Origin of the sequence: Moorena sp. SIO3E8 (assembly GCF_010692445.1) — a bacterium.
Classification (GTDB): Bacteria; Cyanobacteriota; Cyanobacteriia; order Cyanobacteriales; family Coleofasciculaceae; genus Moorena; species Moorena bouillonii.
In genome coordinates, this window is record NZ_JAAHHM010000076.1 from 16,751 (window position 1) to 36,091 (window position 19,341).

At 44.6% G+C, this 19,341-nt stretch carries 16 protein-coding genes; 8 read left to right on the forward strand and 8 right to left on the reverse strand.

Annotated features, from left to right (window positions below):
- Positions 1–82: 82 nt before the first annotated feature.
- A complete protein-coding gene (locus tag F6K46_RS25755) occupies positions 83–271 on the reverse strand; it encodes a hypothetical protein (RefSeq protein ID WP_293062347.1) in 189 nt (62 codons plus the stop codon).
- 673 nt (positions 272–944) lie between these two features.
- Here F6K46_RS25755 and F6K46_RS25760 point away from each other — a divergent pair.
- Positions 945–2,867 carry an NFACT RNA binding domain-containing protein gene (locus F6K46_RS25760; RefSeq protein WP_293062345.1) on the forward strand — a complete coding sequence of 641 codons (1,923 nt, stop codon included), beginning with the start codon at positions 945–947 and terminating at the stop codon, positions 2,865–2,867.
- Positions 2,868–3,067: 200 nt separating this feature from the next.
- On the opposite strand, the gene lipB is transcribed toward F6K46_RS25760, so the two are convergent.
- A complete protein-coding gene (gene lipB, locus F6K46_RS25765) occupies positions 3,068–3,727 on the reverse strand; it encodes a lipoyl(octanoyl) transferase LipB (RefSeq protein ID WP_293062343.1) in 660 nt (219 codons plus the stop codon).
- 191 nt (positions 3,728–3,918) lie between these two features.
- Between lipB and raiA the strand changes: the two genes are divergently transcribed.
- From raiA to F6K46_RS25780, 3 genes are all read left to right on the forward strand, one after another.
- Positions 3,919–4,560 carry a ribosome-associated translation inhibitor RaiA gene (gene raiA / locus F6K46_RS25770; RefSeq protein ID WP_070394121.1) on the forward strand — a complete coding sequence of 214 codons (642 nt, stop codon included), beginning with the start codon at positions 3,919–3,921 and terminating at the stop codon, positions 4,558–4,560.
- A gap of 571 nt (positions 4,561–5,131) precedes the next feature.
- Positions 5,132–5,908, forward strand: coding sequence for a DUF2993 domain-containing protein (locus tag F6K46_RS25775; protein ID WP_075901733.1), 777 nt, complete (start codon positions 5,132–5,134; stop codon positions 5,906–5,908).
- A 146-nt stretch (positions 5,909–6,054) separates the two neighbouring features.
- Positions 6,055–6,693: a GerMN domain-containing protein gene (locus tag F6K46_RS25780; RefSeq protein ID WP_293062339.1), complete on the forward strand. Its 639-nt coding sequence runs from the start codon at positions 6,055–6,057 to the stop codon at positions 6,691–6,693.
- Positions 6,694–6,878: 185 nt separating this feature from the next.
- Here the strand turns inward: F6K46_RS25780 and accB are convergent, their stop codons facing one another.
- The 3 genes from accB to F6K46_RS25795 form a co-directional block, all read right to left on the reverse strand.
- On the reverse strand, positions 6,879–7,364 hold the full coding sequence (gene accB, locus F6K46_RS25785; RefSeq protein ID WP_075901737.1) for an acetyl-CoA carboxylase biotin carboxyl carrier protein: 486 nt from the start codon (positions 7,362–7,364) through the stop codon (positions 6,879–6,881).
- Between the two features lie 144 nt (positions 7,365–7,508).
- Positions 7,509–8,066 carry an elongation factor P gene (gene efp / locus F6K46_RS25790; RefSeq protein WP_293062336.1) on the reverse strand — a complete coding sequence of 186 codons (558 nt, stop codon included), beginning with the start codon at positions 8,064–8,066 and terminating at the stop codon, positions 7,509–7,511.
- 129 nt (positions 8,067–8,195) lie between these two features.
- Entirely contained in the window at positions 8,196–8,444 is a 249-nt protein-coding gene (locus F6K46_RS25795; RefSeq protein WP_293062334.1) for a hypothetical protein, read from the reverse strand.
- A 168-nt stretch (positions 8,445–8,612) separates the two neighbouring features.
- Between F6K46_RS25795 and F6K46_RS25800 the strand changes: the two genes are divergently transcribed.
- The 3 genes from F6K46_RS25800 to F6K46_RS25810 all read left to right on the forward strand — a co-directional run bounded on the left by F6K46_RS25800 (position 8,613) and on the right by F6K46_RS25810 (position 12,238).
- Complete coding sequence (locus F6K46_RS25800) at positions 8,613–9,764, forward strand: peptidylprolyl isomerase (protein WP_293062333.1); 1,152 nt, start codon at positions 8,613–8,615, stop codon at positions 9,762–9,764.
- Between the two features lie 279 nt (positions 9,765–10,043).
- Positions 10,044–11,189, forward strand: coding sequence for a thiamine-monophosphate kinase (locus F6K46_RS25805; RefSeq protein ID WP_293062331.1), 1,146 nt, complete (start codon positions 10,044–10,046; stop codon positions 11,187–11,189).
- A gap of 176 nt (positions 11,190–11,365) precedes the next feature.
- Positions 11,366–12,238 carry a DUF4351 domain-containing protein gene (locus F6K46_RS25810; protein ID WP_293062329.1) on the forward strand — a complete coding sequence of 291 codons (873 nt, stop codon included), beginning with the start codon at positions 11,366–11,368 and terminating at the stop codon, positions 12,236–12,238.
- Between the two features lie 92 nt (positions 12,239–12,330).
- Here F6K46_RS25810 and F6K46_RS25815 read toward each other — a convergent pair whose 3' ends face one another.
- From F6K46_RS25815 to F6K46_RS25825, 3 genes are all read right to left on the reverse strand, one after another.
- Positions 12,331–15,567: a tetratricopeptide repeat protein gene (locus F6K46_RS25815; RefSeq protein ID WP_293062327.1), complete on the reverse strand. Its 3,237-nt coding sequence runs from the start codon at positions 15,565–15,567 to the stop codon at positions 12,331–12,333.
- A gap of 72 nt (positions 15,568–15,639) precedes the next feature.
- Positions 15,640–16,671: a tetratricopeptide repeat protein gene (locus tag F6K46_RS25820; protein WP_293117482.1), complete on the reverse strand. Its 1,032-nt coding sequence runs from the start codon at positions 16,669–16,671 to the stop codon at positions 15,640–15,642.
- A 40-nt stretch (positions 16,672–16,711) separates the two neighbouring features.
- Positions 16,712–17,959, reverse strand: a complete 1,248-nt coding sequence (locus F6K46_RS25825) for a tetratricopeptide repeat protein (RefSeq protein WP_293062323.1) — start codon at positions 17,957–17,959, stop codon at positions 16,712–16,714.
- Between the two features lie 286 nt (positions 17,960–18,245).
- Between F6K46_RS25825 and F6K46_RS25830 the strand changes: the two genes are divergently transcribed.
- Positions 18,246–19,133 carry an Rpn family recombination-promoting nuclease/putative transposase gene (locus F6K46_RS25830; protein WP_293062321.1) on the forward strand — a complete coding sequence of 296 codons (888 nt, stop codon included), beginning with the start codon at positions 18,246–18,248 and terminating at the stop codon, positions 19,131–19,133.
- Positions 19,134–19,341: the final 208 nt, after the last annotated feature.

A 19,341-nucleotide genomic window follows, 5' to 3' on the forward strand; every position in this document is an offset into this window, starting at 1 on the left:
AGTTTACGGTTGACGGCTGACGGCTGAATGCTTACCCACAAACCACTGTCAACCGTCCACAAACAACCAGTTATTTATTTATTTATTTCTTATCTAATTCCTCCCCAGTCTCAAAAATAATCACAAATTCGACATCAGGCATCAGCTGTCGGAGACGGTGCAAGTGACCCTCTGCATTTGAACGGTTACGGAAGCGAGCAACAACTACTCGTTGCATTTTGGGTAATAACCGCACAATTACCCACGGACTAAGACGGTCGCGATAGGTCATAATAAAATTATCTCCTATGTTACTAGGGGTAATAGCCAGCCCCGTAGTTGTTCACTCTGAGGGGGCTGGTTTTGACCTTGTTAATTAAGGTCACTTTTATTATAGCACGAAACTAATCTTTAATGATCACTTTTTCTAGAAAAGTTTTAATTTATATATTACTTAATTCGTCCATAATTATGGTGCATTTTTAAGAAATTTTATAGGTAAATATAAAATTGTATTTGCCATTAATACTTAATAAGTTATAATGGCAATATAATAGCGATTGCTTAATTGCTGAAACAGACTTAAAAAAGTCAATTAATTGATGTAATTAGGGAACTATATACAATTGAAATGTTTGATTTTATTGGAAAACAAAACTGAGGATATATTGCCCCTCTTACCTTTTGGCTCTTGCCTCTTGCCTTTGAGAGTATGTTCACAACCGAGATCACAAGGCTATAAGATGGTAGCCCTAAGGCTGACCTATAGAATAGTATTGTAAATGCCCAAAATAGGAACTTGACTAGACTGCGTTCGCGTAGCGTGACCTACGGCCAATCGCTTTTAGCGGAAGCGAAGCTTCATCGCATAGCCAAAGCCAAAATGCCATGCGCGCCCATTGAGCCGCTAGGGGAACGCATTCTCAAACCCGAATCCTACGAAGCTCAGATCTGGCATCTCGCACATGCAACCTGTTGACTATACCACCCTGACCGCTGCTTGTTCTGAGCTGCGTGCTACCTGGGTACCAGGACGTACCGAACAAGTCTATCAACGCGATCGCTACACCATTGCCATCGCCCTACGCACCCTAAATGGTCGAGGTTGGCTCACCATTTGTTGGCATCCCCAAGCCGCCCGAATTTGCATAGGAGATCCACCACCAAGGGTTCCCGACACCTTCACCTTTAGTGACCAACTGAGGCACCAGTTAGGTGGCTTCGCCCTAATTGCCATCGAAACCATTGCCCCTTGGGAGAGAGTCTTAGACCTGCAATTTGCCAAACGCCCTGGAGAAGCTCCGACTTGGCATTTGTATGTAGAAATTATCGGCAAATACAGTAACCTAATCCTCACTGATGCTGACAATCTAATTGTCACCACTGCTCATCAAGTCAGTAACCAGCAATCCAGCGTCCGTACTATTCAAACCGGTCAACCCTACGAACTCCCACCAGCCCTCACTGGCACTAGCCCCAGTTTGACTGAATCCTACCAGAGCTGGCAAGAACGAGTCAGTTTGATACCAGGAGCAGTAGCAAATCAGTTACTCAAAAGTTATCGAGGATTGAGTCCCACCCTCGCTCGCTCAATGGTACAAGCAGCTGGTTTAGACCCAAAGCAATCCACCGAAACCCTAGAAGAATCCGACTGGCAAAACCTATTTCAACGCTGGCAACAATGGTTACAAACTTTATTAAACGCCAGCAAGTTCTCTACAGACAACCTTAAACCTGCCAACCTTAAACCAACCAACCTTCAACCAACCAACCTTCAACCAGCCAACCTTCAACCTGTTAACCTTCAACCAGCCAACCTTCAACCAGCCAACCTTCAACCAGCCAACCTTCAACCTGCTAACCTTCAACCTGCCAACCTTTTTCAGCCAGGCTGGACAAACCAAGGATATACAGTAATGGATTGGGGGATAGTTAAACCAGCTGAAAATATCCAAACCTTACTCAATTCCTACTACACCAACCAGTTCAATCAACACGAGTTTGCCCGGTTGCATAACCAACTCACTCAGAAGCTAAATAATAACTTACGAAAACTACGGCAAAAAGCCTCTAGCTTTAAGGAACGTTTACAGCAATCTGACCAAGCTGATCAATCCCGAGAAAAAGCTGACTTATTAATGGCATATCTCCAGGATTGGCAACCAGGGATGAAATCGATCACCCTACCTGACTTTGAAACCAACCAGCCAGTCAAGATTCCCTTAAATCCTGAGAAAAATGCTGTCCAAAATGCCCAAGCTTTCTACAAGCGACACCAAAAACTGAAACGAACTCGGGATGCGGTTGAGCCATTACTAAAAGAAGTACAAGAGGAAATACAGTATTTAGAGCAAGTCGAGGCATCATTGACTCAGCTAAATACCTATAACACTCTAGACGACTTACAAACCCTACAGGAAATCCGCGAAGAGCTAATTGGGCAAGGATATTTAGAAGCTTCTGCTCAAAGGAGTCGTAATCTATCGGATGTTTCACAGCCCTATCGATATCAAACTCCCAGTGGCTTTGAATTATTGATTGGTCGCAACAATCGGCAAAATGACCAGCTGACATTTCGTACCGCTGGGGATTATGACCTCTGGTTTCATACCCAAGAGATTGCTGGGAGTCATGTACTACTGAGATTAGAGCCAGGAACAGTAGCTGATCCAGCAGATTTGCAATTTGCTGCTGATCTAGCCGCTTACAACAGCCGGGGGTGTCAGAGTGAACAGGTACCAGTTGTTTACACGAAACCCAAATATGTCTATAAGCCCAAAGGAGCTAAACCAGGCATGGCGATTTATAAGCACGAGCAAATCATCTGGGGGCGTCCTGATCAAGGTCGTGATTACCTGATGGAATCTTTCTCAACCCAAAAAATGTAAACTTTAATTACAAAAAAGAACGTATTCTCTGTTACGATCAAATTATCAGAAATTTTTAGGCTGTCGGTTTGGGAACGCGCAGCCTGGATTTTCCTCATGGAGAATGACGACGTATCTCTAATTAATGGTGTAGACCATACCAGCTGTATCCACAGCTGGTGATTTTTTTTAATATGTAGCAGTACTTTAGCTATTTGGTATCAGGAAAATCCCCTTTCCCCTTGGTCAATCAGTTGCACAGCAAAAACCTCAGCAAATTTAGCACAGAGATCTAACCTTACCTGTTCCACACTAAGATCCGCAATAAACTGAGCTAGACTACCCACCGGTTTATCCGCAATGCCGCAGGGAACGATATGATTAAAACCTGCAAGGTCAGGACAGACATTCAAAGCAAAGCCATGCATGGTAATCCAGCGCTTCACCTTAATGCCAATGGCAGCAACTTTACATCCTTCTAGCCAGACACCAGTCATCCCAGTCACCCGCTCACCCTTGAGTCCATAGACAGCCAATACCTGAATCAAAACTTCCTCCAGCTGTCTGAGGTACCAGTGTAAATCTTGGCGATAATACCGGAGATTGAGAATCGGGTAGCCTACCAGCTGTCCAGGACAGTGGTAGGTCACTTCACCACCACGCTCTATCCGATGCACCTCCGAGTTAACCTGATTGGGATCGAATTTGAGAAAGTCAATACTCGACCCTTTTCCTAGGGTGTAAACCGGTGGATGCTCCAGCAACAGGAGAATATCATCCAAACTGGAATCTTGGAGCCGTTGACTAACTAGCGATCGCTGTTGCTCCCAAGCCACTGTGTAAGGGACTAAGCCTTGATGACTAATTAAACATTTACGCACGATCCTTAATTATCTCATACTTTATGCGCTATTTTATCAATGTCAACGAATGCAAAGGAATTTAAAGAGAAATCAAAAGTTGATGTTCTCTAGAATACAAAGTGATAGGGTAAGAGTATGAAGCAATAGCAGATCTCCCCAACCTCCACTGCTATTGTCAAGCGCAAACGTTACGAGATGGAGTAGTCAGTATGAAGCTTGTTATCCAAGGTAAAAACATCGATATCACCGATGCAATTCGTGACTATGTACATCAAAAAATAGAAAAGGCGGTCAATCATTTTCAAAACATTACCAATCAGGTGGATATAAATCTATCGGTGGCTCGTAATCCTCGGATAAACCCTAAACAGACAGCTGAAGTAACCATTTATGCCAATAAGACAGTGATTCGGGCCCAAGAGGGTACTGAAAACTTGTATGCCAGCATTGATCTGGTGGCTGATAAGATTCATCGTCAACTGCGCAAATATAAGGAGAAGCTGCAATCTCAGAAAACCCGTAATCAGGCCAAGACAGAGGTAATACTAGAAGAAGAATCGGTGCCAGTTGATCTGATTAGCGATCGCACTCCTGAGCTACCGGAAGAAGTGGTGCGCATGAAGTATTTTGCCATGCCGCCAATGACTGTAGAGGAAGCTTTGGAACAACTAGAGCTAGTAGACCACGATTTTTATATGTTCCGGAACATTAAAAGCGGGGAGATTAATGTAATCTATGAACGCAATCATGGCGGATATGGAGTAATCCAGCCCCGTAATGGCAATGGAAAAACTCACCACACTAACGGTAAGGTGCCTCAAAGCCTTAGTGCTGCCGCAGGATTCTTATAAAAACTCGGCTGTTGGTTAAAGGTTGACCGTTGACCGTTGACCGTTGAGCAGAGTTAACAAAATCTTCTCAAAGCTCCACACCATCTTAAAAGCTTGGTGTGGGGTTGTTTGCTATCACAATTTATGCCTGACGTTATGGTGTTTCCATTGAAATTTGAATTGTCAGAAGGAAAACCAGCTGAACAACCCTGCTCTTAGCACAGGGTTGTTCAACTGGGTTTTGGGATAAGATTAAGAGGGAATTTTATTGTAAGGACATGGATAGAAATAAACAGGACTTACCCCAGCCAGCTGGTTATTGACGGTAATTACACCGATTTAAACCTTTGATGTATTACCAGAAACCAGGGTTTAAGGGTCTTGGTGCGTAAGTCCTGATCAAGTTAACTGTGTTAAGACCTGTGTAAGATGTGTGAAGGCATTGAATCCTCTTCTATTGCCTGATCTCAAGTTTATTGTTCCCAAGTCTTAACAGTTAACTTGAATTTTGCTCTACTATTTACACCTACCCTATCTCCCTTAACTCCCCTCCTTGCCTCACCTGACTTTTAACGTTCTGCCTTTTTTTTTCATGGAATTTTTGACCATATTCCTATCAGGCTTAATCACTGTCATTTCTGGGGTGGGTTTCATCCTCGACAAGGTGATCGAAAGCAATATCCGCTCCCAGTTTTCCCAGGTCGAGCAATTGCAAGTCCGAGTTAACAACACTCCCAATTATCAAATTTTGCCAGGCAAAGTAGACCAGGTTTTAATTGCTGGTAAGGGGTTATGGCTGACGCCAGATATCCGGATTGGTCTGTTGGAATTAGAAACTGATCCGATTGACCTTGATATAGAGAAGGTCCGTAACAGTGGTAAAGACTCACTAGCGAACTCTCTGAGGCAACCGCTACAAGCTGGAGTGCGTCTAGTTTTAACCGAGTCAGATATTAACCAAGCTCTAGAGTCGCCGGAAGTTAGAGAACAATTAAACGATTTGATCAATGCTGTGATCAGTCGTGGCAGTAGGCGTTATAAACTACTGAATTCACAAGTAAACTTCCTAGATAACAACCGTATTTATTTACAAGTGACATTACAGCAAGGAGATAATCAACCCCTAGAGATTATCTTAAACTCCGGTGTGGCCATCCTGAGCGGGAAAAGCATACAGCTAATTGAACCAAAGTTGTCGGTTGATGGGAACCCACTGCCTCCTCAGGTAATCAAATTATTTGTTGGTAGTCTTAGCCAGCGCTTAAATCTGAGCAATATTGAAGATGAAGGTATCACAGCCCGAATCTTACAATTCCAGTTAAATCCTAGTGAATTAGAATTAGCAGCATTTGTGCGGATTAAGGAGTAAACCGTGTTAAGTATTAAATATAAAATATGAAGGATGAAATATCAAGCATGAAGTATCAAAAAATCAATTGGGTTTCGTGCCACTAGTCAGATCTGAGCACAGCCAATCAAATTACAGTAAATCAACCTTTTGATTAATCAGTTATTATGCATGACCAACAAGACGATCGTGGTATTCCTCTCGGTGTGATTGCCAGTATTTCCATCCTAGTCTTAGCAGCAGCAGGTGGAGGTAGCTGGTGGGCATGGCGTTCACAGCAATCTTCTCCAGAAGTGCCTGTGACAACTACACCCGAGTCATCTACACCCAAGTCATCTCAGACTATACAACCCACAACTGACAAACCCTCAACTAAGGAAAAAATTCAGGTCTATTGGCTCAATGATGTTGATAATAAAATTGTTTTAATTCCCAGTCCAATTCCCTTAAATAATAAGACCCTTAACAAAGGTGAGATCTTAGAGAGCGCATTCAACAGTTTATTGGCTGGGCCGACCAATGGCACATTTACGACCACTATTCCCCAAGGTACAAAACTACGGGGTGTTTCTCTCAAAAATGATGGTGTTCATGTAGACTTGTCCCAGGAATTTACCGTTGGTGGGGGCAGTAGCTCCATGAGCGGTCGTCTGGCGCAAATTGTTTATACAGCAACCAGTCTCGACCCCAATACTCAAGTATGGATTGAGGTAGATGGGAAACAACTAGAGGTTTTAGGTGGAGAAGGCTTAATGCTTGATCAACCACTGACTCGCCAAGATGTCGATCAAAACTTCCCACTCTAGAGGTTTCCCAGGTTAGACTTCTTTGAGCAGTTGATCACTAGCGTTGGATGAAAATTTTTCAACCGACGCTGTAGCAAATAAATATACGTTGGCAGACATCTAATTCGCATGCCCAGCAAACCTATTTTCGCTTCTAGCAGCTATTATTAGCTTGACATCTGTCAAACCTATCTAAGGAGTAATGCTTAGTCAGGTTTAATCCGCATTAATGCTTGACCATATTCTATTGGTTCTCCATTTTTAACCAAAATTTCCATTACTTGTCCAGTCACTTCTGCTTCAATTTCGTTCATCAGCTTCATAGCTTCAATAATACAAACAGTTTGACCAGCACTAATGCGTTCCCCTACCTCCACAAAGGGGTCTTCATCAGGATTAGGAGCACGGTAAAATGTCCCGACCATGGGTGACTTAATTTCCTCCCACTTTTGATCTACCCCTGGTGGAGGTACTGGTGGTTCTGGTTTTGTTACTGGTGTTGGGGCTACCTCTACCGGGCTTGGAGTAATTTGATAAGGAGTGCTATGTCCACCGGAATCACTAGTAGGGGGGATACTGACCCCTTTACGCACTGTGAGTTCAAAATCATCACTCTTGAGGGTCAGTTCTGTAATATCGGTTTGAGCAATAGCAGCTAGGAGATCACGAAGTTGATTGATGTCTAATGCCACAATTTTTAAAAAGAGGTTAGGGTCTTGGGCCTAAAGGCTAAGGATGAAGATTTTTTGGCATTATTTTGCCTTAGTAGTCAGGTGAGTCCATTATCTTGATTGCCATGATCTATTCAGGGCATCAAATAAAGGCATCAAAACAATTTACTCGCGACCAAGATAAGAATCATTACGGGTATCGATTTTAATGCGCTCTCCTATGGAAATGAATAGAGGAACCATCACCTGAGCTCCTGTTGAAACCTTGGCTGGTTTGGTACCGCCAGTAGCGGTATCACCTTTAACACCAGGATCAGTATCGACTACTTCCAACACTACAGAATTGGGAAGTTCTACTTCTAGAATCTGGTCGTTCCAGAACAGGATGTTCACCTCCATTTCTTCACTGAGATACTTGGAGCGATCGCCAATCTGTGATTCAGTTAGACGAGTTTCCTCGAAGCTTTCCATATCCATGAAGACATATTCATCGCCATCTTTGTAGGTATGCTGCATGGCACGTTTTTCCAGGTTTGCCTGGGGTACTGTTTCCCCAGCCCGGAAGGTTTTCTCTACAACATTCCCTGTCTGGACATTTTTTAGTTTGGTACGAACAAAGGCGGAACCTTTTCCAGGCTTGACGTGGAGAAATTCCACCACCCGCCATACGGATCCATCTAACTCAATGGAGACACCGGTGCGAAAGTCGTTACTAGAAATCATTAACCTGCTAACTCGGGCAGAACAATCGGCATCTTATTTTACCCTTGAGAGGTTGAAGGTTGAAAGTTGCACTAAAGAGGTTAACGTAAAGATTTGTCCCAAAGTGGTGCGGCAAGGGACTTGTCAACCCTAAACTAAGCGATACTTTTGGCCAATCACCTCAAAGCTAGTGAAATCATCGATGGGGGGATAGGAACATCGGGAGAGGGGGATAACCTGTCTAGGGGAGTGGGTTATTGCTGTGATCGGTGAGAGCCCCAGGTGAAAGGGCGTTGCGTCAGTCTTCGCGCTGAATAGCAGTAGAGTGGGCATCCTGCCCGCCCGAAAATAAGCATGAAACTGGCAAGATGCCAGTTCCACGCCTGATGCCCATTCCACAAAACTATTAAAATCATTCCATTATTAAGCAACGCTGCTGAAAGACCGAAGCTAATTGCTCAACAGTATCATAAACTACCTTGACATGGGAAGATATGAGATGAAGTTTTGATACGTTGTGGATCAGCCTTGACACCACTGGTGTAATGCTTGGGGCAATTATTTTTTATGAAACGTTTAAAGATCTCTTTGCCAGATTGGTGGAAACGCTTGACCAAGACTACCCTCTTGGGGCTGCTGTTAATGTCCCTTTCCTTAGGTCTGAGTGGAGCTTGGTGGAACTTTAAGTTTAACTTTGGTAATCAAGAACCTGCTCGTGAAAGTCGATTACCAGGGGGTAATGCCATTACTGATGGTAGAGCTCTGTTGCGCTACGGCTTACCGATAGATAATCAGCCAGTGCGGAAAATACAAGCCAGTTTGGAGGATATTTCTCAACAAATGCGGGGAAAACGCTGGAGTCCCATCACCAGCGATATTACTAAAGCTGCTGTGGTTTTAACTAGTAGTGATCAGAAATTGCTAGCGGACATTCCAGATGCCAGAAAACCCCAAGGCGAAGCCCTAATTGCCCAGATCCAAGCCGAAATTGCTAAGCTTAGAGAAGCTGTGGAGGCTAAAGACAAGGAAAGCGTCTTGATTGAGCGCGGGATACTCTTGGATCAAGTTGGGAAACTGGAACAATTGATGGTAGAGGAGTTTCCCTTTGAGGTACCCCCAGAGTATAGTAACTTACCTCAACTTAAGGGTCGCGCTACCGTGGAAATGACCACAGAGAAAGGTTCATTGACTATGGTGGTAGATGGTTACAATGCTCCAGTCACCGCCGGTAATTTTGTGGATTTGGTACAGCGGGGTTTCTATGATGGTCTAACCTTCAACCGTGCTGAAGATGACTATATCCTGCAAGCAGGAGACCCTCCAGGAAAAGTCGCAGGCTTTATTGACCCGGAAACTGGTGAATATCGAGCGATTCCCATAGAAATCATGCTTAAAGGAGACTCTGAACCGGTTTATGAGTTTACCCTGGAAGAAATTGGTCGTTATCGTGAGCAACCTGTGCTGCCCTTCTCTGCTTATGGTACCCTAGCTATGGCACGTCCTGCAGAAGACCCCAATGGTGGCTCTTCTCAGTTTTTCTTCTTCTTGTTTCAACCGGAACTTACCCCAGCTGGTATTAACTTTATGGATGGGCGCTATTCTGTCTTTGGCTATGTGGTAGAAAACAAAGAGTTACTCAGACAGCTCAAACGAGGGGATGTAATTGAGTCGATGAGAGTTATTGATGGGGCTGAAAATTTAGTTGAGCCCCAGGCATAGCTATCCTATAGGTTATAGCGCTACGCCCAAGGCAAGAGGCAATAGGCATGCTAGCAATAGCTGAATATAAGGCGTTGCTGAATTAAGGAATGAATGCGCGATAATCTAGTTTTATTAAAGCCCCCTAAATCCCCCAAGTTTGGGGGACTTTGAAAGTCTTGTTCCCCCCAAACTTGGGGGGCTAGGGGGGCAAAACCATACCCATAATCAGCAAGGCCATTACCGTTAGCTCAGTTTATGCCACTCAGAAGTATCAATCAATAGATAGATCGTTTTCTCGTGACCCTTGAATTACTAAGAGATATTGGAGAACAAGGTCTTCTAGAACGGTTACAGCCTTTCTGTCCACCAGGGGTTGTCGGGGATGATGGAGCGGTAATTCCCCCTCCAGAGTCTGGTCAATCCTTGGTGATTACTACAGATGTTTTAGTGAATGGGGTGCATTTTAGCGATCGCTATGGTGGGGTAAGCCAATGCACTACTAGTCCAGAAGATGCTGGTTGGCGTGCTGCTGCTGCTAATTTGTCTGATTTAGCTGCTATGGGAGCATCCCCCCTAGGCATTACGGTAGGCTTAAGCCTGACAGGGGATGTAGCGGTTAGCTGGGTTGAAAGACTTTACCAAGGTATGACTCAGTGTTTGAACCAGTACAATACACCAATAGTGGGAGGAGATATCTGTCGCTCGCCGGTTATTGCTATTGCTATCACTGCCTTTGGTCAAGTCTACCCCGACCGAGCTATCCGCAGAACAGCCGCCAAGGTGGGACATGCCATTGTGGTGACAGGTGTTCATGGTGCTTCCCGGGCTGGACTAGAATTACTCCTCAAGCCGGATTTCGGCAAAGACTTAGGTCCAGAGGAACGGCTATCTCTGATTAAAGCTCACCAGCGTCCTAAACCCAGACTTGATGTTATAGCTTTACTGGAGTTACAGGTTAACAGGTTACTAGAGTTACAGGTTAACAAGTTGAAGGTTGAAAGTTCCAACTTACAACCTGATAACTTACAACCTGATAACCTTAAACCAGATAACTTTCAACCTTCAACCTTTCAACCTTCAACCCTCCAACTATCCATTGCGGGTATGGATAGTAGCGATGGTTTAGCAGATGCTATTGTACAAATTTGTCGTGCCAGTGGTGTTGGTGCTGAGATTGATCCGAACCGAATTACCCTACCTCCAAGCTTGAGTAAATTGGTGTCCCCAGAGCAAGCTTTGGATTGGGCGTTGTATGGTGGTGAAGATTTTGAATTAGTGCTATGTTTGCCCAATGAAACTGCTGAGGAATTAGTGGCACAACTGGGGGAGGGAGCAGCAGTAATTGGCAAGATTACTACTGGTAATCAGGTTTGGTTGAAAGATAAAACTGGCACTTATGCTGATCAATTGCTGAGTTTAAATAAGGGATTTCAGCATTTTTGAAATTTTCCCCTTAGAAGTAATTAACTGGATTTAGTATTATTCCTTCTGTATCTGATCGAAATCAGAACTGCTCCGGTATCATAACTTGACTCCATAAACAAGATCCAGGTGCGATCAATTTTCTGTTTCAGATTCACTACACTGTCTGAGATAGTATTAACTTTGAAGAATTTGCCTTGGCCTACGATAACATCTGTAAATACTTAGCAGAAGCATACCCATCGGAGTTTTTTCAGTGGGTATTGGCTGAAGAACCTAGAGATATTCAGGTACTTAAAACTGAATTAAGTGCTGAACCAATTCACGCTGATGCTCTGAGTATACTCCAAAGTACAAACCAAATTCTGCACCTAGAATTTCAAACCCTACCCCAATCAGAGCCACCATTACCATTTCGGATGTTGGACTATTGGGTCAGATTACATCGCAAATACCGATGTCCGATTGAACAGGTGGTAATTTTTCTAAAGTCTACGACCTCAGATCTAGTATTCAATAGCGAATTTAGGGATATTAATACCTGGCACCGTTATAGAATAATTCGTCTGTGGGAACAAGACCCATTACCACTGTTAGCCAATCGGGCTTTGTTACCCTTGGCGACTTTAGCCAGGAGTAATCAGCCCCTAGGATTGTTAGAGCAAGTCGTTGCTGAAGTGGATAAAATTGAAGAAAAACCATTACGGGGAAACCTAGCGGCCTGTGTGGATGTGCTGGCTGGTTTACGGTTTGACAAAAATTTAGTGCGTCGATTGTTAAGGGAGGAAGTTATGGAAGAATCCGTTACCTATCAAGATATTATCCAAAAGGGAATCCAAAAGGGACTCCAGCAGGGACTCCAGCAGGGACTCCAGCAGGGACTCGACCGAGGAAAGCAAGAGGGAGTCCTATTAGTTGTGATGCGTTTGCTAACCCTGAGGTTAGGTTTACTTGACCCTGTGCTCCAACAGCAGATTGAGGAATTATCGATTACTCGATTGGAGGAATTGAGTGAAGCGTTGTTGGATTTTGAGACAGTAACGGATTTAGCGGTTTGGTTGGATCACTAGGGAATAGGGAATAGGAAAAAATAGGGAATAGGGAACAGGAAAAAATTCTGTTTATCCCGACTCCCGACTCCCGACTCCCGACTCCCTATTCCCTACTCCCTATTCCCAGCATCCCCTGTCAAAGAAAATGCTGCCCAAAAATAAGGATGGGGATATGTTTCCCGTAAATCTTTCTGGGCTTGCTGTAGTGCCTCGGCTTTGTTCATTCCCCCTTGCCAATGGCTGTAAAATTGCTTCATTAACAGTCCTGTAGCAGCATCATCCACATTCCAGAGACTTGCGATGATGGTGGGGGTTCCGGCATATAAGAAAGCACGGTTTAGTCCTACTACTTCATCACCCCGGCTCAATTTACCGATATTGGTCTGGCAGGCGCTGAGCACAACTAAATTGGTGGTACTGGTTAAATCCAACCCGTAGACTTCATGAACTTCTAAGGAACCGTCGTGCTGGGTATCTTCTAGTAGACGGATGGCGCTGAATAGGGGGTTACGAAGGTTGTACTCCCCATGAACCGCTAGGTGTATAATTCCCGATTGTTTAGCCCTAGACCGGAGAGCGCTTTCGGTAGCGGCTTTCCCCACCAGGGCTTTGGTCTTGAAGAGCTGGGCAATGGTTTCTACTTCTTTTTGAGCATGAGTTAAGGGGGAGAGTCCCGGAATGGTGGGATCTCCCAGGGCGAGAAGACTCCCTGTGGTTGATTTGCCCTTGTCTGGTAAATAGCGCAGGATGCTAGCACTGGGCAGAGACAATAGGGCGTAGTTGTCACTGAGGTACTCCTTGCCGTCAGTGAGGGCAGCAAAGGGGAGATAGTGCAGAATACTGTGGGGAACAATGGTGATATTGGTGGTGTTGAGATGGGGCTGAAGGGGTACAATTAGCCAGTCGTGCAGGTTTTTCAGTTCTAGGGGATGGGGTTCATATAAGTCAGGAAAGTCTTGGAAAAGTGTCAGTTCTTCCGTGAGTTGTTGGCGAGTGACATTGAGGGGGACAGTGTGGAAGCTGTTACGGGTGATAATGAAGGCTAGGGTGCGTTCATCCGTGACAAAGTACTCGACTAGGGTGGTATCGGCATCCAGCAAGCTTTGGATTTCAGGCAGGGAGGCAACCTCTACAGTTTTTAAGCTAGCGATTTCAGGGTTTTGGATTTTTAATTGAACCAGCAAATCCTTGTAGTTGTTTCGCAGAGCAGTTCGGTTGTTTTTGGTTTCGTCAATCGTTTCGTTATCCCACTGGTTTTTGGGACGGTTGCGGAGGGTAATTAATTGCTGGCTGAGGGCATTGATTTCAGCTTTCAGGTCTTGTTCCTGTTCCAGGAATTTGGAGTCAGCCCCAGCACGAATGTCTATCTTCTCATTAGCTAGTTGGTCGAGGAAGGCTTTGGCTCTTGCCCGTTCGACATAGTTGAAGGCAGTTTTAAAGTCTTTTTCGTTCCACAGTAGCTTGATGATACCTTCATAAAGGTCTACCTCTTGACTGGCATAAGAGGTTTTCAATTCTTCTACCTTGAGTTCACCTTGGATAGATTCAGTAACATCAATGGCTTGCTTGTAAAAGTCGATGGCTTGGCGGTATTGCTCTAGGTTATCGTAAACATTCCCCAGACTGCCCAAGGCGTTGGCTATCCCCTGACGGTCTTTCAGTTCCCGCGCCAGGGTTAAGGACTGCTGATGAAACTCAATCGCTTTTCCGTATTCCCCTAGTCTACGATAAGCAATCCCGAGATGGCCCAGGGAGTTGGCTTCCCCCTGACGGTGTTCCAGTTCCCGAAATCGGGATAAAGACTGCTGATGAAACTCAATCGCTTTTCGGTATTCCCCTAGGCTATGGTAAGCAAGGCCGAGATTGCCCAGGGAGGACGCTTCCCCCTGACGGTCTCCCAGTTTCTTTGCCAGGGCTAATTGCTGCTGATGAAACTCAATGGCTTTGCGGTATTCCTTTCGCTGAAGGTAAGCAATGCCGAGATTGTTGAGGGAGTTGGCTTCCCCCTGACGGTGTTCCAGTTTCTGATATAGGGGTAAAGACTGCTGATGAAACTCAATCGCTTTTCGGTATTGCCCTAGCTTACCGTAAGCATTCCCGAGATTGTTGAGGGAGTTGGCTTTCCCCTGAGGGTCTTCCAGTTCCCGAGATAGGGATAAAGACTGCTGATGAAACTCAATCGCTTTTCGGTATTCCCCTAGGTTATCGTAAGCAATGCCGAGATTGTTGAGGGAGTTGGCTTCCCCCTGACGGTTTTTGAGTTCCCGCGCCAGGGTTAAGGACTGCTGATAAAACTCAATCGCTTTTGGGTATTGCCCTAGCTTACGGTAAGCATTCCCGAGATTGTTGAGGGAGTGGGCTTCCCCCTGACGGTTTTTGAGTTCCCGCGCCAGGGTTAAGGACTGCTGATGAAACTCAATCGCTTTGCGGTATTGCCCTAGGCGATAGTAAGCAATGCCGAGATTGCCCAGGGAGGACGCTTCCCCCTGACGGTCTTCGAGTTCCCGAGATAGGGATAAAGACTGCTGATGAAACTCAATCGCTTTGCGGTATTGCCCTAGGTTATAGTAAGCAAGGCCGAGATTGCCCAAGGAGTTGACTTGCCCCTGACGGTATTCCAGTTCCCGAGATAGGGATAAAGACTGCTGATGAAACTCAATCGCTTTTCGGTATTCCCCTAGGCGATAGTAAGCAAGGCCGAGATTGTTGAGGGAGTTGGCTATCCCCTGACGGTCTTCCAGTTGTCGATAAATTCTTAGGGCTTCTTGCCAGGACTTCAGCGCAGCTTGAAATTGACTGGTCTTATCTTGTTCAATTCCCTGCTGTAACAGTTGGTCAGCTTTAGCCTTAAGTAACTCTGAGGGCGTGGCTGCTCGCCAACTCAGGGTATAGTTACCAGTTACTTGCTGATTGTAGGAGTTAGCCAAAATGACATAAGTCCCCGTGGTCGGTAGAGTAACCGTAATCCGGGCATTTTTGCCCTCACCACCGTTGTTATCCTTAGCAATCCGGTTACCGTCTGGGTCAATTAGAATCAGGTAAGGGTCAACCTCATCCCTGCTTAATTCAATGGTAATCTGCTCGCCAGCTTTCCCCTCAAAGGTATGGCGATTGTAGTAACTGTTGTCTTCCAGAGTCTCGCTGCTGCTATCAAGGCGATCGCGAACTGTGGTAGTGTCTAAGGCAATTATTTGACCAGAGGACTTCATTAAGGGTATAGTCTCTGGAGCAGTTAGAGATTGTGCTGGAATTTCCCAAAACCTGGGGTTAGTCTCGGCTCCCAACCCTGGACAATTCCCCACTCCTAGCAACGTTGCTATGGCAAAAACTACAGACTTAAGTGGCACTGGCTTTGATGGTAATTTCCAATAGAGAAGAACTGAATCAAATAGGAAGTTTAATGTAGGGTTTCTGAAAACTTACTTTAACTGTTCCAGTCGCTTTTCTAATTCCCCTACCTGTTCGCGATCGCCAAACTGTTCATAGATTGCCTTCGCTTCTTCTAACATACTCACTCCTTCTTGCCGATTTCCACGAGCATAGTTAACCTCCCCTAATCCAGCTTTGGCTGCTGCCAGTTCTTCCCAATGCTGAGTTGCTGTGGTCAGTTCGATTGCCTTTGAATAAGGACCCTCGGCTTCTAAAACTAGTCCTATCCGTCGATACAAATCACCCAGTAAACGATAACTCGGTACTATTTTTTGATCGTTTTCTTGTCCTTCCAGGATTTCAATGGCCTCAGCCGTTAAATCGGATTTAGCATAGAGTTCAGCTAGTGCCAATCCCTTGAACTGATCAGGTACATCCTGTTGCTGAATCCGCTCAGCAATCACCTGAATTTCTCTAGCTTGATCTGACTCAATCAGTTTAAATCCCAGTCCTCCAGTGCTATCTTCTGTAGAGGCACGATTCGTATCAGTCTCGACTATCAACTTATAACTAACTCCAGGTTGTAGTGGCTGACTCCCTGGATAAACAACCTTACAAATACCGTCTTGACAAACTTGCTCTCGACTAAATTCCTGAGTCCAATTCAAGCCTCGCCCTCTGACCGTAACCGTGAAACGGCTAGCATCCGTGGCATCATTCCAGCGTAGAGTTGGGGTGTAAGTCAGTAAACGAGTTGCCCGTGGGCTGATAATGTAGGGCATATAGCGGTCTACTGGACGTGCTTTGACAATTGGCCTGCTACCATTTCGGGTTCGCGGTGGTGGACATATCTGATTGATGCCTGTTGTTACCCCAGCAGTTACAGAGCGAATTTTACCATCCTCACAGAGTACCTTGACCCTTACCCCCGATGCTGGTTTTAGGAGATCGCCAGAACGAAGTTCAGTTCCTTCTGAAACTGGGCGATAGCTGGAATTCTGCCGTTTTAGCTCAACTTTGCCTGTCGCTTCAACAATCCGATGAGCTGCAAGTACTTGCTTACTGAGCAGGCTTCCAGACATAATCATAACTATGGTCAAGATTGGCGCAGACCAAATCAGCTTACTTAGTCGATTCACTACTCTTGTCCTGACTATCTACACGTTCACGAGCCATGCCAACCCAGGTATCCTCATCAGGGTTACGAACATCGGCATAGCCTAAACAGATTTCCCATTCTGCCAAGGCATTCTCCGGATCTTTTTTTTCCATTACTTGAGCTAATAAACAGTGAGCTGCAGCCGGAGTTTGATTAAACTTTTGCTGAAGTATTTTGTCGAGTTCAATAGCCTCTCTGAGGTAGGTTTCGGCATCGGCATAGCGTCCTTTTTTTAACCTAGCCCAGCCCAAGTTTTTCAATAAAGCATATTTAGTTTCAGTGTCTGTTTCTGTAACAGTATCTAATCCCTTCAATAGTAAAGATACCGCTTGGGAATATTTTTTATCTTGAATATACAACCGCCCCAATTCATTATAAGCAGCATCTAAGCCCCCCTGTGCCGCTAACCTATACTGAGTTCGCGCCTTATCCAACTCCTGTAAATCTTCATAAAGACTACCCAAATTATAGTGAGCTTCGGCATTATCTGGATTGAGACTCAATGCTCGTTCATAATTAGACTGAGCACTTGACCAGTCCCCCTCAAGATAATTGTCTAAACCCCGTTCATTAACGTAGCCCGAAATCAAGGGCAACGATGCTCGAAAGCCAATTAAGGAAAGTAAAAGTACTCCCGATAGTACTAATTTAACTTCTTGCCAAAGATATTTTGGAATTCCTAATCGTGATATAATTTCTTCAACACCTGTACGACCGGCTTTGGTTAAAATTCCCCCAGCTGTAAACAAGGTCAATGCACTCTGGGAGATCACAGCAAAAGAACCTATAAAACCCAGACTAGTAGTCAAAAAACGGGATGAAATATCTACCACTAGACTCACCGATGCGGTTAAAGAGGTAACTGTCACTGCATTCCAAAGCCAGTCTAAATAGTCTAAGCGATGAGTAGGCGCTTCCAGAAACCACCACCAGTAGTCTTTTGGGGGATGAAAGCTAGTCCGCAAATCCGCTAATTGCACAGTCTGAGTAATCAAACCAGCTTGCTTTTTTAATCTGCTATCTAACTCAACCAGTTTAATCAGTTTATCTTTAGAAATGTGGGCAATATCAGCAAATTTTTCGTGAACAATATTGCGAGCAATCAGGACACGAAGAATAGCTTCAGCAGATGGTTTATTGTCAGTTTTTTCAAGGGCGGTCAGGGCAGCTTCATAATGCTTGAGAGTAGAATATAACTCTAGGATGCTCATTCAGCTAATAGGAAAGGGAATAGGGAGTAGGGAGTAGGGAACAGGGAACACCGGATCTGGAAACAGGCAAGATGCCTGTTCCACCAAGATCCCTGGAACAGCCACCAGCTCAAACAGCTTTAATGAGATGCATCCTTCTGATTTAAATCTTATCTAAAGGTATTCTGTAAATCAGAACTACTCCGCTATCATAACTTGCATCAATAAACAAGATCCAGGTGCTATAAATTTTTTGGTTCAGATTTAATACAGTGTCTGAGATAGTGTTAACTTTGAACAATTTGCCTTGGCCTACGATAATATTTGTAAATACTTAGCAGAAGAATATCCATCAGAGTTTTTTCACTGGCTATTGGGTGAAGAACCTCGGGATATTCAGGTAATTAAGACCGAATTAAGTGCTGAACCAATTCAAGCTGATGCTCTGAGTTTACTCCAAAGTACTAACCAAATTCTGCACCTAGAATTTCAAACCTTACCCCCATCTGAGCCACCATTACCATTTCGGATGTTGGACTATTGGGTCAGATTACATCGCAAATACCGATGTCCGATTGAACAGGTGGTGATTTTTCTAAAGTCTACGACTTCAGATCTAGTATTCAATAACGAGTTTAGGGATACTAACACCTGGCACCGTTATAGAATAATTCGCCTGTGGGAGCAAGACCCATTACCACTATTGGCCAATCGGGCTTTGTTACCCTTGGCCACTTTAGCCAGGAGTAATCGGCCTAATCTATTGTTGGAGCAAGTGGTTGCGGAAGTAGATAAAATTGAAGAAAAACCATTACGGGGAAACCTAGCGGCCTGTGTGGATGTGCTGGGTGGTTTACGGTTTGAGAAAAATTTAGTGCGTCGATTGTTGAGGGAGGAAGTTATGGAAGAATCAGTCACCTATCAAGATATTATCCAAAAGGGAGTCCAAAAGGGACTCCAGCAAGGAATCCAGCAGGGACTCCAGCAGGGACTCCAGCAGGGACTCGACCGAGGAAAGCAGGAGGGAGTCCTATTAGTTGTGATGCGTTTGCTAACCCTGAGGTTAGGTTTAATTGACCCTGTGCTCCAACAGCAGATTGAGGGATTATCGATTACTCGATTGGAGGAATTGAGTGAAGCATTGTTGAATTTTGAGACAGTAACGGATTTAGCGGTTTGGTTGGAGCACGGCTGAGATTGAACTGTTAGTGTTCACCCCTAGGATTTTTCGTGGGAACATGATTTTGATAAGACCTGATTAGATCAGGTCTTTTTTAGAGGCTGTTTGAAAAGTATGAGAGAGAGTAAAAAAGCTCACACGGGGTAAAGTGTGATTAAGGAAAAATACACACAAGGCCGTGAGAGCAATGAGTAAAGTATATACGAGTAATCTGACTTATGAT

Coding starts and splice junctions, on each gene's coding strand:
- raiA (WP_070394121.1), top strand. CDS start 3,919: ATGAAGCTTGTTATCCAAGGTAAAAACATCGATATCACCGATGCAATT.
- F6K46_RS25780 (WP_293062339.1), top strand. CDS start 6,055: ATGCATGACCAACAAGACGATCGTGGTATTCCTCTCGGTGTGATTGCC.
- F6K46_RS25820 (WP_293117482.1), bottom strand. CDS start 16,671: ATGTCTGGAAGCCTGCTCAGTAAGCAAGTACTTGCAGCTCATCGGATT.
- F6K46_RS25755 (WP_293062347.1), bottom strand. CDS start 271: ATGACCTATCGCGACCGTCTTAGTCCGTGGGTAATTGTGCGGTTATTA.
- F6K46_RS25775 (WP_075901733.1), top strand. CDS start 5,132: ATGGAATTTTTGACCATATTCCTATCAGGCTTAATCACTGTCATTTCT.
- F6K46_RS25825 (WP_293062323.1), bottom strand. CDS start 17,959: ATGAGCATCCTAGAGTTATATTCTACTCTCAAGCATTATGAAGCTGCC.
- efp (WP_293062336.1), bottom strand. CDS start 8,066: ATGATTTCTAGTAACGACTTTCGCACCGGTGTCTCCATTGAGTTAGAT.
- F6K46_RS25800 (WP_293062333.1), top strand. CDS start 8,613: ATGAAACGTTTAAAGATCTCTTTGCCAGATTGGTGGAAACGCTTGACC.
- F6K46_RS25760 (WP_293062345.1), top strand. CDS start 945: ATGCAACCTGTTGACTATACCACCCTGACCGCTGCTTGTTCTGAGCTG.